The organism is Xanthomonas hawaiiensis (genome assembly GCF_031834635.1).
GTDB classification, from domain to species: domain Bacteria; phylum Pseudomonadota; class Gammaproteobacteria; order Xanthomonadales; family Xanthomonadaceae; genus Xanthomonas_A; species Xanthomonas_A sacchari.
The window spans coordinates 985,199-998,967 of sequence record NZ_CP115873.1; the positions used below are offsets into that span (position 1 = coordinate 985,199).

The window sequence follows — 13,769 nt, forward strand, 5'->3', positions numbered from 1 at the left end:
GCCTCGCTTCCTTCAGCTTTCCTAGGACACAGACATGACCATCAACAAGAACATCGCCCGCCTGCGTCGCGCCAAGTCGACCCGCGCCCACATCCGTGAGCTCGGCGTCGCCCGCCTGTCGGTGCTGCGCACCGGCCAGCACCTGTACGCGCAGGTCTTCACCGCCGACGGCTCCAAGGTGCTCGCCGCGGCGAACACCCTGCAGGCCGACGTCAAGGACGGCCTGAAGAACGGCAAGAACAGCGACGCCGCCGCCAAGGTCGGCAAGCTGATCGCCGAGCGCGCCAAGGCCGCGGGCGTCGAGAAGGTCGCCTTCGACCGCTCGGGCTACCGCTACCACGGCCGCATCAAGGCGCTGGCCGACGCCGCGCGCGAAGGCGGCCTGCAGTTCTGATCCTTGCGGGCGCGGCGATGCCGCGCCCGTCCCGCCGATGCGGGTTGCATCGGACCTTGGCGCGCCTTCTGCGCGCGCCCGGGGAACACGGCTCCAGACCACAACCACAAGCGGCAACGAAGCCGTAAATCTTTTCCTCTATCAAGGACATCACAATGGCTGAAGAACAGCGTGCACCGCGGGGTCGTGATCGCGACCGCAACCGCGAAGAGAAAGTCGACGACGGCATGATCGAGAAGCTGGTCGCGGTCAACCGCGTCAGCAAGACGGTCAAGGGCGGTCGCCAGTTCACCTTCACCGCGCTGACCGTGGTCGGCGACGGCAACGGCAAGATCGGCTTCGGTTACGGCAAGGCGCGCGAAGTGCCGGTCGCGATCCAGAAGTCGATGGAGTATGCGCGCAAGGGCATGCTCAACATCGATCTGAACAACGGCACCCTGTGGCACCCGGTGAAGTCCGGCCACGGCGCGGCGCGCGTGTTCATGATGCCGGCCTCGGAAGGTACCGGCGTGATCGCCGGCGGCGCGATGCGCGCCGTGCTGGAAGCGGTGGGCGTGAAGAACGTGCTGGCCAAGGCCGTCGGTTCGCGCAACCCGATCAACCTGGTGCGCGCCACGCTGCGCGGCCTGGAAGACATGCAGTCGCCGGCCCGCATCGCGGCCAAGCGCGGCAAGAAGGTGGAGGATCTGACCCATGGCTAATGAATCCACCAAGACCGTCAAGGTGCGCCTGGTGCGCGGCCTGCGTGGTACCCAGTCGCGTCACCGCCTGTCGGTGCGTGCCCTGGGCCTGAACAAGCTCAACGATGTGCGCGAACTGAAGGACAGCCCGCAAGTGCGCGGCCTGATCAACAAGGTTCAGTACCTCGTCCAGGTTGAGGAGTAATCGACCATGACTTTGCATCTGAATGATCTGAAGCCCGCGCCGGGCGCGCGTACCGAGCGCACCCGCGTCGGTCGCGGCATCGGTTCCGGCCTGGGCAAGACCGCCGGCCGTGGCCACAAGGGTTCGTTCGCGCGCAAGGGCGGCGGCAAGATCAAGGCCGGCTTCGAAGGCGGCCAGACCCCCATGCAGCGTCGTCTGCCGAAGATCGGCTTCCGTTCGAAGATGGCCAAGGACACCGCCGAAGTGCTGTCCTACCAGCTCGACAACCTGCCGGCCGGCGAGATCGATTTCGCCGCGCTGCGCGCCGCGAAGCTGGTCCCGAGCACCGCGAAGAAGGCCAAGGTGGTCCTGAAGGGCGAACTGACCAAGAAGTTCGTGCTGAAGGGCGTTGCCGCGACCGCCGGTGCCAAGGCGGCAATCGAAGCTGCCGGCGGCAGCGTGCAGGAGTAACACGCAGATGGCGCAGGCTGGCATGGGGAATCTCGGCGGCGGGCTCGGCAAGTTCACGGAACTTCGCCAGCGCCTGTTGTTCGTCATCGGCGCATTGATCGTCTACCGTATCGGCTGCTACGTGCCGGTGCCGGGCGTCAATCCCGAAGCCATGCTTGCGCTGATGCAGGCGCAGGGCGGCGGCATCGTGGACATGTTCAACATGTTCTCGGGCGGCGCCCTGCACCGTTTCAGCATCTTCGCGCTGAACGTGATGCCGTACATCTCGGCATCGATCGTGATCCAGCTGGCCACGCACATCTTTCCGTCGCTGAAGGCGATGCAGAAGGAAGGCGAGTCGGGCCGGCGCAAGATCACCCAGTATTCGCGCATCGGCGCGGTGCTGCTGGCGGTGGTGCAGGGCGGCAGTATCGCCCTGGCGCTGCAGAACCAGACCGCACCGGGCGGCGCGCCGGTGGTGTACGCCCCCGGCATGGGCTTCGTGCTCACCGCGGTGATCGCGCTGACCGCCGGCACCATCTTCCTGATGTGGGTCGGCGAGCAGGTGACCGAGCGCGGCATCGGCAACGGTGTCTCGCTGATCATCTTCGCCGGCATCGTCGCCGGCCTGCCGGCGGCGGCGATCCAGACCGTGGAGGCCTTCCGCGACGGCAACATGAGCTTCATCGCGCTGCTGCTGATCGTGCTGACCATCCTCGCCTTCACCCTGTTCGTGGTGTTCGTCGAGCGCGGACAACGGCGGATCACGGTGAACTACGCGCGCCGCCAGGGCGGCCGCAACGCGTACATGAACCAGACCTCGTTCCTGCCGCTGAAGCTCAACATGGCCGGCGTGATCCCGCCGATCTTCGCCTCGAGCATCCTCGCCTTCCCGGCGACGCTGTCGATGTGGTCGGGCCAGGCTGCCTCCAACAGCACCTTCGGCAGCGTGCTGCAGCGCATCGCCAATGCGCTCGGCCCGGGCGAGCCGGTGCACATGATCGTGTTCGCCGCGCTGATCATCGGCTTCGCGTTCTTCTACACGGCGCTGGTGTTCAACTCGCAGGAAACCGCGGACAACCTGAAGAAGTCCGGCGCGCTGATTCCGGGCATCCGTCCGGGCAAGGCCACCGCAGACTACGTCGACGGCGTGCTGACCCGCCTGACCGCGGCCGGTTCGGTGTACCTGGTGATCGTGTGCCTGCTGCCGGAAGTGATGCGTGCCCAGCTCGGCACCTCGTTCCACTTCGGCGGCACCTCGCTGCTGATCGCGGTCGTGGTGGTGATGGACTTCATCGCGCAGATCCAGGCGCACCTGATGTCGCACCAGTACGAAAGCCTGTTGAAGAAGGCCAACCTCAAGGGTGGCTCGCGCGGCGGCGGTTTTGCCCGCGGTTGATTGCTATACTGTTTGAATCCTTCCGCGAAGACGCCCCGGCTCCCGGGCGCAGTCTTCCGACTTGAAGGGCGGCCCGTGCAGCGGTCTCGTGCGCGGGTGAGACGTGGTGGTCCTGCGCTGGAGTAGCGCGGGCGGCAGGGTGGAGGTTTCTCCCTGCCAACGACGTCCGGCGCCGGAGCATGGGCACACTCCCCATGCCGGGCTTGCGGAACCTTGCGGTTCCGCGGGCTTCCATGTAACCCGAGACCTTGCTAGACTTACAAGTTCACTTTTTGATCCATCCTGCCGGATGGCGCCGTGGTGCGCCGTCGGGCCATCACTCAGTTGGAGAACCGCGTCATGGCGCGTATTGCAGGCGTCAACCTGCCAGCCCAGAAGCACGTCTGGGTCGGGTTGCAAAGCATCTACGGCATCGGCCGTACCCGTTCGAAGAAGGTCTGCGAAGCCGCAGGCGTGACCTCGACCACCAAGATCCGCGACCTGTCCGAGCCGGAAATCGAGCGCCTGCGTCTCGAAGTCGGCAAGTACATCGTCGAAGGCGACCTGCGTCGCGAAATCGGCATCGCCATCAAGCGACTGATGGACCTGGGCTGCTACCGCGGCCTGCGTCACCGTCGTGGCCTGCCCCTGCGCGGTCAGCGCACCCGTACCAACGCCCGCACCCGCAAGGGTCCGCGCAAGGCGATCAAGAAGTAAGGGACCGACATGGCTAAGCCCGCAGCAGCAAAGACCAAGAAGAAGATCAAGCGCGTCGTCACCGACGGCGTCGCCCACGTCCACGCTTCGTTCAACAACACCATCGTGACCATCACCGACCGTCAGGGCAATGCATTGTCCTGGGCGACCTCCGGTGGCGCCGGTTTCCGCGGTTCGCGCAAGTCCACGCCGTTCGCGGCGCAGGTGGCCGCCGAGAAGGCCGGGCGCGCTGCGCTCGACTACGGCGTGAAGTCGCTGGAAGTGCGCATCAAGGGCCCGGGTCCGGGTCGCGAGTCCGCCGTCCGTTCGTTGAACAACGTCGGATACAAGATCACCAACATCATCGACGTGACGCCGATCCCGCACAACGGGTGCCGTCCGCCGAAGAAGCGTCGCGTCTAAAGGAGCGATAAGAAATGGCTCGTTATATCGGTCCTACCTGTAAGCTCGCGCGCCGCGAAGGCGCCGATCTTTCCCTCAAGAGCCCGGCGCGTGCGCTGGACTCCAAGTGCAAGCTGGAGCAGAAGCCCGGCCAGCACGGCGCGACCGCCCGCAAGGGCAAGCTGTCCGACTACGCCACCCAGCTGCGCGAGAAGCAGAAGGTCAAGCGTATCTACGGCCTGCTGGAGCGTCAGTTCCGCAACTACTACAAGAAGGCCTCGACCAAGAAGGGCAACACCGGCGAGAACCTGCTGCAGCTGCTGGAAACCCGCCTGGACAACGTCGTCTACCGCATGGGCTTCGCCGTCACCCGTCCGGCCGCGCGCCAGCTGGTGTCGCACCGTGGCGTGCTGGTCAACGGCAAGTCGGTGAACCTGGCCTCGTACCAGGTCAAGGCCGGCGACGCGATCGCCCTGTCGGAAAAGGCGCAGAAGCAGCTTCGCGTGCAGGAAGCGCTGACCGTTGCCGAAACGCATGACCTGAACCCGTCGTGGGTCGAGGTCGATTCGAAGAAGTTCAGCGGCATCTTCAAGGCCGTGCCGGACCGTGCGGACCTGCCTGCCGACATCAACGAAGCGCTGATCGTCGAGTTGTATTCGAAGTAATCACATCGGAGAGCCTCCGGTCCACGGAGGCTCGTCAGGAGAACCCGCAACATGACGGTTACCGCCAACCAGGTTCTGCGCCCGCGTGGGCCGCAGATCGAACGCCTTACCGACAACCGCGCCAAGGTCGTGATCGAGCCCTTGGAGCGCGGGTATGGGCATACGCTGGGCAACGCCCTGCGTCGCGTGCTGCTGTCCTCGATTCCCGGCTTCGCGATCACCGAAGTCGAGATCGACGGCGTGCTGCACGAGTACACCACGGTCGAAGGGCTGCAGGAGGACGTGCTGGAAGTCCTGCTGAACCTCAAGGACGTGGCCATCCGCATGCATACCGGTGACAGCGCCACGCTGTCGCTGTCCAAGCAGGGTCCGGGCACGGTCACTGCCGCCGACATCAAGACCGACCACAACGTCGAGATCCTCAACAACGACCACGTGATCTGCCACCTGACCAAGGACACGGCGATCAACATGCGTCTGAAGATCGAGCGTGGCTTCGGCTACCAGCCGGCCGCCGCGCGTCGCCGTCCGGACGAAGAGACCCGCACCATCGGCCGCCTGGTCCTGGACGCGTCGTTCTCGCCGGTGCGCCGCGTCGCCTACGCGGTCGAGTCGGCCCGCGTCGAACAGCGCACCGACCTGGACAAGCTGGTCCTGGATATCGAAACCAACGGCACGATCGATGCCGAGGAAGCCGTGCGCACCGCCGCCGACATCCTCAGCGACCAGCTGTCGGTGTTCGGCGACTTCACCCATCGCGACCGTGGCGCGGCCAAGCCGGCCAGCAACGGCGTGGATCCGGTGCTGCTGCGTCCGATCGACGATCTGGAACTGACCGTGCGTTCGGCCAACTGCCTGAAGGCCGAGAGCATCTACTACATCGGCGATCTGATCCAGAAGACCGAAGTGGAGCTGCTCAAGACCCCGAACCTGGGCAAGAAGTCGCTCACCGAGATCAAGGAAGTGCTGGCCCAGCGTGGCCTGTCGCTCGGCATGAAGCTGGAGAACTGGCCGCCGGCCGGCGTCGCCCAGCACGGCATGCTCGGCTGAGTGTTGCGCATCCGGCCGGTGCCGCAAGGCATCGGCCGCGTGTCGTGAGCTCCATCTGCGTCACCACGTCGACGGGTCGCCAAGCCCGCGGCGTCGCCCGGTCAGGGACGGCCGGCACGGACCATCCGCAGTCCACATTCAACGCCAGGACGGCGACAGCGATCTCCAACAGTCACACTCTTCCATAGGAATCCCAACCCATGCGTCACCAGAAATCCGGCCGCAAGTTCAGCCGCACCAGTGCTCACCGCGAAGCGATGTTCAAGAACATGGCGGCGTCGCTGATCAAGCACGAGCTGATCAAGACCACCCTGCCGAAGGCCAAGGAACTGCGCCGCGTCGCCGAGCCGCTGATCACCCTGGCCAAGGTCGACAACGTCGCCAACCGCCGCCTGGCGTTCGCCCGCCTGCGCGACAAGGAAGCCGTGGGCACCCTGTTCACCACGCTGGGCCCGCGCTACCAGGCGCGCCCGGGTGGCTACCTGCGCATCCTCAAGTGCGGCTTCCGCGCCGGCGACAACGCGCCGATGGCCTACGTCGAGCTGGTCGACCGCCCGGCCGTGGCCGAGGAAGTGGCCGAGTAATCGGTCCGCCCCTGCAGCAAGCAAGAAGCCCGGCATGTCCGGGCTTTTTGTTTTTGGGGCGGGCATTTGGGAGTCGGGATTGGGGATTGGGGATTGGTAGAGCGTGGTCGCGGCGCCGGCTGAGGCGGCCGACAGCGCCATGACACATGGTGATGGCGCGCACGATCGCGGATAATGCGCGGATCGTCGATGCGAGTTCGAGTCCGATGAATCCGTTACGTTGGGGTTTCCGCGCGCAGTTCCTGCTCGGCTTTCTGATCTGCGCCGGCTTGCTGGGCTATGCGATCTTCGTGCAGCTGCAGCTGGGCATCGAGCCGTGCCCGCTGTGCATCTTCCAGCGCATCGCCTTCGCCGCGCTGGGCGTGCTGTTCCTGCTCGGTGCCCTGCATGGGCCGCGCAGCGCTGGCGGGCGCAAGATCTACGGCGTCCTGGCGTTCCTGGCCGCGCTCGTGGGCGCCGGTATCTCCACCAAGCACGTCTCGGTGCAACTGTTCCCGGATCCGATGGCGTCCTGCGGCCCGCCGCTGAGCTTCCTGCGCGAGACCATGGGGCCGTTCGAGGTGCTGCGCCGGGTGCTGACCGGCACCGGCGACTGCGGCAACATCGACTGGCGTTTCCTTGGCCTGTCGATGCCGATGTGGTGCCTGATCTGCTTCGTGCTGCTGGCCGTGTTCGCGCTCTATGCCGGGTTCAAGAGCCGCAAGCGCACGTTGATCTGAGCCTGCACCTGCGGCGCGTCGATCGCCCAGCCTGACGGCGACGGAGCCCAGCGGCAGCGCCGCTGGGCGTTGCAGCAGTTGCGACGGGAAGGGCTGGCGCTTGCAGCTGTCGCGCAGTGGTTGGCCATCTGATCCTGCCGGCCTGGTTGTCTGGCGCCGCTGTCGACTGTGAGCTGCTGTCTGGGCGTCAGCGCGACGCGCCGGCCGCCTGCGGCACGACCTGGGCGAGAAAAGCCGCCACCGGTGGTGCCCACACCGACGGGTCGGCCTGGGCGAAGGTCTTGTGGCCATCGTCGCCGAATGGCGGCAGATCGACGAAGGTCACCGGGGGCGTCGAGCCGGCGCGGTAGGCGGCATGCATGCGGTGCGCCAGTTCGCGTCGGAAGAAGTGATCGTTCTCGGCGTACAGCCACAGTTGCGGCAGCGTGTTGGCCGCGCCCAGGGTCTTCTCCGCCTCGACCAGGCGGTCCTCGCCGGCGCAGATGACCTCCTTGCCGTTGCTGCCGCGCCCGCCGGCGAAGCTGATGACGCCGCGCACGCCGGGTGGCGGCGCATCGGCCAGCGCCACCGCGCCGAGGCCGCCGGCGGACTGGCCGACCACGACGATGCGCTGCGGGTCCACGTCGGGAAGACGTGCGACGGCGTCGACGATCGCCGCCTCGGCCGCGGCGATCTTGCGCCCGGCGACGACGAAATCGACGTCGTGGCAGTTGCCTGCGCCTTCCAGGTAGCTGCCGCTGGAGCTGCCATAGCCGGGCCGCAGCGCCAGCACCACCATGTAGCCGCGGGCGACGAACCAGCGCGCGGCGCGCGCGAAGCCGAGGCGGGTGTCGGCGAGCTTGCGCTTGTCCGCGGGCGTGCCGTGGTGGATGACGATCAGCGGGAACGGACCTGGGCCCGTGGGGCGGTACACGCGTGCGGCGAGATCGTAGTCGACGCCTTCCACGACCACCGGCATCCGGAAGTCCGCGACGCGTTCGGCGTGCACCGGCAATGGCGCAGCGAAGGCGAGGAGGGTGGCCGCGAAGGCGGCGAACAAGTGCTTGCGCATGTGCGAAACCTGCCTGGCCGGGGGCGTGGCGACGCGTCGTGGCGGTTCGTGTGCGATCGGCGTGCCGTGTGGCCCTGCCTCCGCTGGGCGATCCCGCGGCCACGACGCGGCGCGCGGCTTCGCTGTATTGCTGGACGTGCCTTGGTCGGATATTCCGGATGCATCTTACCGGGCGATTGGCGGCCGCTCCTCGACCGATCGGGAGCCGCTTCCCGGCGGCCGTTGCGCCCGCATCCGTCCGCCACAACCGCCGTCGTCCATCGTGTTGCGGCCTGCGGCACGTCGGTCGACATGCCGCAGGCCGCCGTCCGGGCCTTGCTCAGAAGTCCTGCTGCAGGCTCAGGTAGACGCCGCGGCGCGGCGCCCACTGCGGCGCGAACACGCCGATGCCGCCGCCGTCGCGCAACTGGTAGTGGCGGTCGAGCACGTTGAGCACCGCCAGTTGCGCGTGCAGCGGGTGGCTGCTGGCCAGGGCGAAGTCGTGGCCGGCGCTGAGGTTGAGCTGGAAGTACGCCGGCAACTCGCCGCCGTTGGGCACGCCGTCGGCGTCGGTGCGCAGGCCGCTGCCGAACAGGTAGTCGGCGCCGATGCGGCTGTCCTCGGCCAGGGCGTAGTTGATGCCGCCGGAGGAGGTCAGCTTCTGGTCGTGGTCCAGGTGGATCCAGTGGTCGTTGGCGTAGGCCAGCGCATCCGGGTCGAAGTTGTACAGGCTGGTCATCACCTGCTTGCCCATGGCCTTGCTGTAGGCGGCGTTGAAGTAGGCGTTGATCGGGCCGTTGCTGTAGTCGGCGCTGAACTCGGCGCCGCGAATGCGGCCGTAGCGGTAGTTGAAGGTGGAGTAGACGTAGGCGGCACCGAACTGGCCTTCGTCCTGCAGACGGTCGGCCTTGCGGTAGTAGGTGTCCAGGCCCAGGGTCAGGTGGTCGCCGACCATCTGCGAGATGCCCAGGTCGTAGTAGTCGCTGCGCTCGCTCAGCGGCTTGGTCGAGGCGCCGTTCGGCGACTGCTGGTTGGTGGTGCCGTCGTACAGGGCGATGTCGCTGGTGGAGATCAGCTCGGTGGCCGGCGGGGTGAAGTAGCGCGCATAGCCGGCGTGCAGGGTGGTGCTGTCGCTGGCGTGCCAGACCACGCCCAGGCGCGGGCTGAGCTGACCCTCGGTGGTGCCGAAGGCCTTGTAGCGGTCGCCGCGCACGCCGTAGTTGATGGTCCAGGCGTCGCTCGGCTGCCATTCGTCCTGCAGGTACACCGCGTAGGTGCTGGCGTGGAAGCGGCTGCTGTCGGGGATGAACAGCGGCACGTCGCTGCTCTGGCTGCCGTCGTCGTTGGCCGGGAACACATAGGCGTTGTTGCTGGCGTTGGCGTGTTCGAAGTTGCCGTACACGCCGTAGCGCAGGGTGTGGGTGCTGCCCCACGGCGTGGAGAAGTCGGCCTGCAGGGTGCTGGCGCGGTTGGCGCGCTGCACCTGCGAGGCGATGCCGTTGAAGATCAGGTCGCCGGCGATGTCCGGGGAGAACGCGACGCTGCTGTAGCGCTGGCCGGCCGACAGCTGGTAGCTGGTGTCGCCGAGCGCGCCCTGCAGCACCAGGGTGCCGAAGCGGGTGTTCTCGCGCTGGTTCTCGTCGAGCTGGGAGGAATCGAAGGTACTGGTGCCCTGGTAGGTAAACGCCGGCGTCTGCCCCGGGTTGTTGGGGATCTGGAAGCGGTTGTTGGCGTAGCCGACCAGCAGGCTGAGCCGGGTGTTCTCGTTCAGCAGGTAGCTGAGGTCGGCGAAGCCCTTGCCCTGGTGGGTCTTGTCGTGGATCGGGTTGTCGCTGTCGGTCGGGTTCTCCATGCCGATGCGGTTCTGCAGGTAGTTGCCGCTGGCGAACCAGCTGAAGCGGCCTTCGCTGCCCCACCACGAGGCGTTGGGGTTGAGCGTGCCGTAGGAGCCGCCGGTGATGCCGACGCTGCCGCCGTTGCCCAGTTCCACGCCGTTCTTGGTGGTGATGTCGACCACCGCCGCGGTGCGGTCGCCGAACTGCGCCGGCAGCGCGCCGTCGAGCAGGCGGATGTTCTTGATCGTGCGCGGGTCCAGGGTCTGGCCGAAGCCGGAAATGGATTCGGGGATCATCACGCCGTTGATGCGGTACTGCAGGTTGGCGTGGTCGCCGCGCACGTGCACGCCGCCGTAGGAATCCTGGACCACGCCCGGTGCCTGCAGCAGCACCTGGTTGAGCGGGGTGGAAGCGCCCAGCGGCAGGCGCGCGATGTCCTCGGCGCTGATCGCGTACTGGCTGCTGCCGATGTCCGGCGACAGCGCGTTGCGCGCGGCTTCCAGCTTGGCGGTGACGGTGACCGGATCGAGATCGACGGTCGGTTCGGCGGCAGCGGTGCTGTCGGCGGTGGCGTCTGCGGCGAGGGCGAGGCCCGGGGCGACCAGCAGGACCAGGGCGATGGCGGAGGAGAGGGGACGACGTGTCATGGCGAGGCGAACCGAAGGGGAGGAATTGTTACTTAATAACAGTGTGCTTTCGCAAAAACGCCGGCGTAGGCCGGAAGTCATGGTGGCGTCGCGGTGTTGCTTGCCGTTCATGTCGCGGCGCTGCCAGCGTGACCGGGATGCGGCGCTATGCGGCGCGCCCCGGCTCTGCGAACATCGCACACTGCCAAGGAGTCCTTTCATGAATCTGTCGCCCGCCGCCGTGTCCGCCTCCACCTCGCCGTCCTGGTCACCTGCCAGTTGGCGTGAGCGGCCGGCGCTGCAGATGCCGGTGTATCCGGACCCGCAGGCGCTGGAGGCCGCGCTGGCGGAACTGCGGCACTTGCCGCCGCTGGTCACGTCCTGGGAGATCTTCGCGCTGAAGAAGCAACTGGCCGAGGCGCAGGAGGGCAAGCGCTTCCTGCTGCAGGGCGGCGATTGCGCGGAGAACTTCAACGATTGCGAATCCGGCACCATTTCCAACCGGCTCAAGGTGCTGCTGCAGATGAGCCTGGTGCTGGTGCACGGCCTGCGCCTGCCGGTGGTGCGGGTGGGTCGCTATGCCGGGCAGTACGCCAAGCCGCGCTCGGCCGATACCGAGACCCGCGACGGCGTGACCCTGCCCAGCTACCGCGGCGACGTGGTCAACGGCCCGGAGTTCACCGCGCAGGCGCGGGTGCCCGATCCGCGGCGCATGATCACCGCGCACTCGCGTTCGGCGATGACCATGAACTTCGTGCGCGCGCTGATCGACGGCGGCTTCGCCGACCTGCACCATCCCGAGTACTGGAACCTGAGCTGGGTCGGCTATTCGCCGCTGGCCGAGGACTACCAGAAGATGGTGGCCTCGATCGGCGATGCGGTGCGCTTCATGGAGACCCTGTCCGGCGCGCAGCTGTACAACCTCAATCGCGTCGATTTCTACACCTCGCACGAGGCCTTGCTGCTGCCCTACGAGGAGGCGCTGACCCGCGAGGTGCCGCGGCAGTGGGGCTGGTTCAACCTCAGCACGCACTATCCGTGGATCGGCATGCGCACCGCGGCGCTGGACGGCGCGCACGTGGAGTACTTCCGTGGCATCCGCAATCCGATCGCGATCAAGGTCGGACCGTCGGCGCAGCCGGACCAGTTGCTGCGCCTGATCGACGTGCTCAATCCGGAAGACGAACCGGGCCGGCTGACCTTCATCCACCGCATGGGCGCGGCGCAGATCGCCGAGAAGCTGCCGCCGCTGCTGGACGCGGTGAAGCGCGACGGCCGCCGCGTGCTGTGGGTGTGCGATGCGATGCACGGCAACACCGAGAGCACCAGCAACGGCTACAAGACCCGGCGCTACCAGAACGTCCTGGGCGAGGTGGAGCAGTCGTTCGATATCCACGCCGCGGCCGGCACCCGGCTGGGCGGCGTGCATCTGGAACTGACCGGCGAGGACGTCACCGAGTGCACCGGCGGCGCGCGCGAACTGACCGAGCGCGACCTCGAGCGCGCCTATCGCTCCAGCGTGGATCCGCGGCTGAACTACGAGCAGTCGCTGGAGATCGCGATGGCGATCGTGCGCAAGCAGAACGGGCGTACCGTCGCCACGCCGCTCGCGTAGTCGGTTGGTGGCGGCATGCGCCGGCGCGCAGCGTGCGCGTCGGCGCCGGCGCTGGACACACAGGCCTGTGCGGGGCCATTACGTCTGCACGCACTGCGCGTGGCGGCCTCTCGCGGCCGTTGGCAACCCATTTCGCAGAGGTGCGCGCATGCGCGCCGACGCCCGCTGTGGCCGTCGCCTGGCGCCGCAGCGTGCGCGCTCGACATCACGCTAATCCCCGCGCTGCCAGACTGTCGCGACTCCTCCCCCCGACAAAGGAGCGCATCTTGACCCTCGATCTTCATTGGGTGCCTTGGCGTGCCTATACGCTGCCGATCGGCGCCGCGCTGATTCTCGGCTTCCTGGCCTGGTGGCTGCTGCTGCGCATCGCCCAGCGCATGCGCGGCCGCGACTACCGCCGCGCGCGCATCGTGCGCGTGGTCAGCGTGCCGGTCGCGTTCCTGCTGCCGATGCTGATGCTCAGCTTCGCGCTCGAATCCACGCCGCTGGACGAGAAGGCGCTGACCGACCTGCAGCACCTGCTGCACATCGGCATGATCGGCTGCGTGACCTGGCTGCTGGTGCGCGGCGTGGCGGCGCTGGAAACGGCGATCCTGCGCAGCCATCCGATCGAGGTGGCGGACAACCTCACCGCGCGCCGCGTGCAGACCCAGACCCGGGTGCTGGCGCGGGTGGCGATGGGCACGATCATCCTGGTCGGCACCTCGATCGTGCTGCTGACCTTCCCGGCGGTGCGGCAGATCGGCACCACCCTGCTGGCCTCGGCCGGCATCATCGGCCTGGTCGCCGGTATTGCCGCCAAGCCGGTGTTCGGCAATCTGATCGCCGGCCTGCAGATCGCGCTGACCCAGCCGATCCGGCTCGACGACGTGGTCATCGTCGAAGGCGAGTGGGGCCGTATCGAGGAGATCGGCAGTTCCTACGTGGTGGTGCGGATCTGGGACGAGCGGCGCATGGTGGTGCCGCTGACCTGGTTCATCGAGAACCCGTTCCAGAACTGGACGCGCAACAGCGCCGACCTGCTCGGCACCGCGTTCCTGTGGCTGGACTACCGCACGCCGATCGCGCAGGTGCGCGCCGAACTGGAGCGCATCTGCAGGAGCGAGCCGCTCTGGGATGGGCGGGTCTGCGTGACCCAGGTGACCGACACCAGCGAGCGCACGATCCAGGTGCGCCTGCTGGTCAGCGCACGCAACTCCGGCGATGCCTTCGACCTGCGCTGCATCGTGCGCGAGCGCATGCTGGATTTCCTGGTGCGCGAGCATTCCTACGCCTTGCCGCTGCTGCGCGCGGAAATCGCGCCGGAGCCGGTGCGGCTGTCGCATCCACCGGTGCGTGCCAGCGATTCGGAGGCGATGCGTTCGCCGGGCGCCGAGGATGGGGCTGCAGCGGCCGCCCCTGCGTCCGGACAACGCGGTGCGGCATGAAGCGCATGAAGCGCCGTGCTGCTCGCTCGACCGT

The 13,769-nt window shown here is 67.4% G+C and carries 15 protein-coding genes; 13 read left to right on the forward strand and 2 right to left on the reverse strand.

From position 1 onward, the window contains the following. Nucleotides 1–34 precede the first annotated feature (34 nt). From rplR to PG878_RS04380, 11 genes are all read left to right on the forward strand, one after another. Entirely contained in the window at nucleotides 35–394 is a 360-nt protein-coding gene (rplR, locus tag PG878_RS04330) for a 50S ribosomal protein L18 (RefSeq protein WP_160967017.1), read from the forward strand. Between the two features lie 155 nt (nucleotides 395–549). Then, a complete protein-coding gene (gene rpsE, locus PG878_RS04335; RefSeq protein WP_010340449.1) occupies nucleotides 550–1,095 on the forward strand; it encodes a 30S ribosomal protein S5 in 546 nt (181 codons plus the stop codon). Next, the gene (gene rpmD / locus PG878_RS04340) at nucleotides 1,088–1,279 is read left to right on the forward strand and encodes a 50S ribosomal protein L30 (RefSeq protein WP_010340450.1); all 192 of its coding nucleotides are present in this window, start codon (nucleotides 1,088–1,090) and stop codon (nucleotides 1,277–1,279) included. The genes rpsE and rpmD overlap by 8 nt, the downstream gene beginning before the upstream one ends. 6 nt (nucleotides 1,280–1,285) lie before the next feature. Further along, the gene (rplO, locus tag PG878_RS04345) at nucleotides 1,286–1,729 is read left to right on the forward strand and encodes a 50S ribosomal protein L15 (protein WP_010340451.1); all 444 of its coding nucleotides are present in this window, start codon (nucleotides 1,286–1,288) and stop codon (nucleotides 1,727–1,729) included. A 7-nt stretch (nucleotides 1,730–1,736) separates the two neighbouring features. Then, the gene (gene secY / locus PG878_RS04350) at nucleotides 1,737–3,107 is read left to right on the forward strand and encodes a preprotein translocase subunit SecY (RefSeq protein ID WP_010340452.1); all 1,371 of its coding nucleotides are present in this window, start codon (nucleotides 1,737–1,739) and stop codon (nucleotides 3,105–3,107) included. Between the two features lie 339 nt (nucleotides 3,108–3,446). After that, nucleotides 3,447–3,803: a 30S ribosomal protein S13 gene (gene rpsM, locus PG878_RS04355; RefSeq protein WP_010340453.1), complete on the forward strand. Its 357-nt coding sequence runs from the start codon at nucleotides 3,447–3,449 to the stop codon at nucleotides 3,801–3,803. A gap of 9 nt (nucleotides 3,804–3,812) precedes the next feature. Next, nucleotides 3,813–4,205, forward strand: coding sequence for a 30S ribosomal protein S11 (rpsK, locus tag PG878_RS04360; protein WP_003470632.1), 393 nt, complete (start codon nucleotides 3,813–3,815; stop codon nucleotides 4,203–4,205). Between the two features lie 14 nt (nucleotides 4,206–4,219). Then, the gene (rpsD, locus tag PG878_RS04365; protein WP_010340454.1) at nucleotides 4,220–4,849 is read left to right on the forward strand and encodes a 30S ribosomal protein S4; all 630 of its coding nucleotides are present in this window, start codon (nucleotides 4,220–4,222) and stop codon (nucleotides 4,847–4,849) included. A gap of 51 nt (nucleotides 4,850–4,900) precedes the next feature. Next, the gene (locus PG878_RS04370) at nucleotides 4,901–5,899 is read left to right on the forward strand and encodes a DNA-directed RNA polymerase subunit alpha (RefSeq protein ID WP_010340455.1); all 999 of its coding nucleotides are present in this window, start codon (nucleotides 4,901–4,903) and stop codon (nucleotides 5,897–5,899) included. A 200-nt stretch (nucleotides 5,900–6,099) separates the two neighbouring features. Beyond that, entirely contained in the window at nucleotides 6,100–6,483 is a 384-nt protein-coding gene (gene rplQ, locus PG878_RS04375) for a 50S ribosomal protein L17 (protein ID WP_010340456.1), read from the forward strand. A 206-nt stretch (nucleotides 6,484–6,689) separates the two neighbouring features. Beyond that, nucleotides 6,690–7,202: a disulfide bond formation protein B gene (locus PG878_RS04380; RefSeq protein ID WP_043095224.1), complete on the forward strand. Its 513-nt coding sequence runs from the start codon at nucleotides 6,690–6,692 to the stop codon at nucleotides 7,200–7,202. 187 nt (nucleotides 7,203–7,389) lie between these two features. Here the strand turns inward: PG878_RS04380 and PG878_RS04385 are convergent, their stop codons facing one another. Both PG878_RS04385 and PG878_RS04390 read right to left on the reverse strand, forming a co-directional pair. After that, nucleotides 7,390–8,253, reverse strand: coding sequence for an alpha/beta hydrolase family protein (locus PG878_RS04385; protein WP_209031945.1), 864 nt, complete (start codon nucleotides 8,251–8,253; stop codon nucleotides 7,390–7,392). Nucleotides 8,254–8,572: 319 nt separating this feature from the next. Beyond that, entirely contained in the window at nucleotides 8,573–10,714 is a 2,142-nt protein-coding gene (locus PG878_RS04390) for a TonB-dependent receptor (RefSeq protein ID WP_209031946.1), read from the reverse strand. Nucleotides 10,715–10,913: 199 nt separating this feature from the next. Here PG878_RS04390 and PG878_RS04395 point away from each other — a divergent pair, with 199 nt between their 5' ends. Further along, nucleotides 10,914–12,308 (forward strand): class II 3-deoxy-7-phosphoheptulonate synthase, encoded by a 1,395-nt coding sequence (locus tag PG878_RS04395; protein WP_209031947.1) that lies wholly within the window; start codon nucleotides 10,914–10,916, stop codon nucleotides 12,306–12,308. A 266-nt stretch (nucleotides 12,309–12,574) separates the two neighbouring features. Further along, on the forward strand, nucleotides 12,575–13,735 hold the full coding sequence (locus PG878_RS04400) for a mechanosensitive ion channel family protein (RefSeq protein WP_209031948.1): 1,161 nt from the start codon (nucleotides 12,575–12,577) through the stop codon (nucleotides 13,733–13,735). Nucleotides 13,736–13,769 lie beyond the last annotated feature (34 nt).

Coding starts and splice junctions, on each gene's coding strand:
- rplR (WP_160967017.1), top strand. CDS start 35: ATGACCATCAACAAGAACATCGCCCGCCTGCGTCGCGCCAAGTCGACC.
- rpsE (WP_010340449.1), top strand. CDS start 550: ATGGCTGAAGAACAGCGTGCACCGCGGGGTCGTGATCGCGACCGCAAC.
- rpmD (WP_010340450.1), top strand. CDS start 1,088: ATGGCTAATGAATCCACCAAGACCGTCAAGGTGCGCCTGGTGCGCGGC.
- rplO (WP_010340451.1), top strand. CDS start 1,286: ATGACTTTGCATCTGAATGATCTGAAGCCCGCGCCGGGCGCGCGTACC.
- secY (WP_010340452.1), top strand. CDS start 1,737: ATGGCGCAGGCTGGCATGGGGAATCTCGGCGGCGGGCTCGGCAAGTTC.
- rpsM (WP_010340453.1), top strand. CDS start 3,447: ATGGCGCGTATTGCAGGCGTCAACCTGCCAGCCCAGAAGCACGTCTGG.
- rpsK (WP_003470632.1), top strand. CDS start 3,813: ATGGCTAAGCCCGCAGCAGCAAAGACCAAGAAGAAGATCAAGCGCGTC.
- rpsD (WP_010340454.1), top strand. CDS start 4,220: ATGGCTCGTTATATCGGTCCTACCTGTAAGCTCGCGCGCCGCGAAGGC.
- PG878_RS04370 (WP_010340455.1), top strand. CDS start 4,901: ATGACGGTTACCGCCAACCAGGTTCTGCGCCCGCGTGGGCCGCAGATC.
- rplQ (WP_010340456.1), top strand. CDS start 6,100: ATGCGTCACCAGAAATCCGGCCGCAAGTTCAGCCGCACCAGTGCTCAC.
- PG878_RS04380 (WP_043095224.1), top strand. CDS start 6,690: ATGAATCCGTTACGTTGGGGTTTCCGCGCGCAGTTCCTGCTCGGCTTT.
- PG878_RS04385 (WP_209031945.1), bottom strand. CDS start 8,253: ATGCGCAAGCACTTGTTCGCCGCCTTCGCGGCCACCCTCCTCGCCTTC.
- PG878_RS04390 (WP_209031946.1), bottom strand. CDS start 10,714: ATGACACGTCGTCCCCTCTCCTCCGCCATCGCCCTGGTCCTGCTGGTC.
- PG878_RS04395 (WP_209031947.1), top strand. CDS start 10,914: ATGAATCTGTCGCCCGCCGCCGTGTCCGCCTCCACCTCGCCGTCCTGG.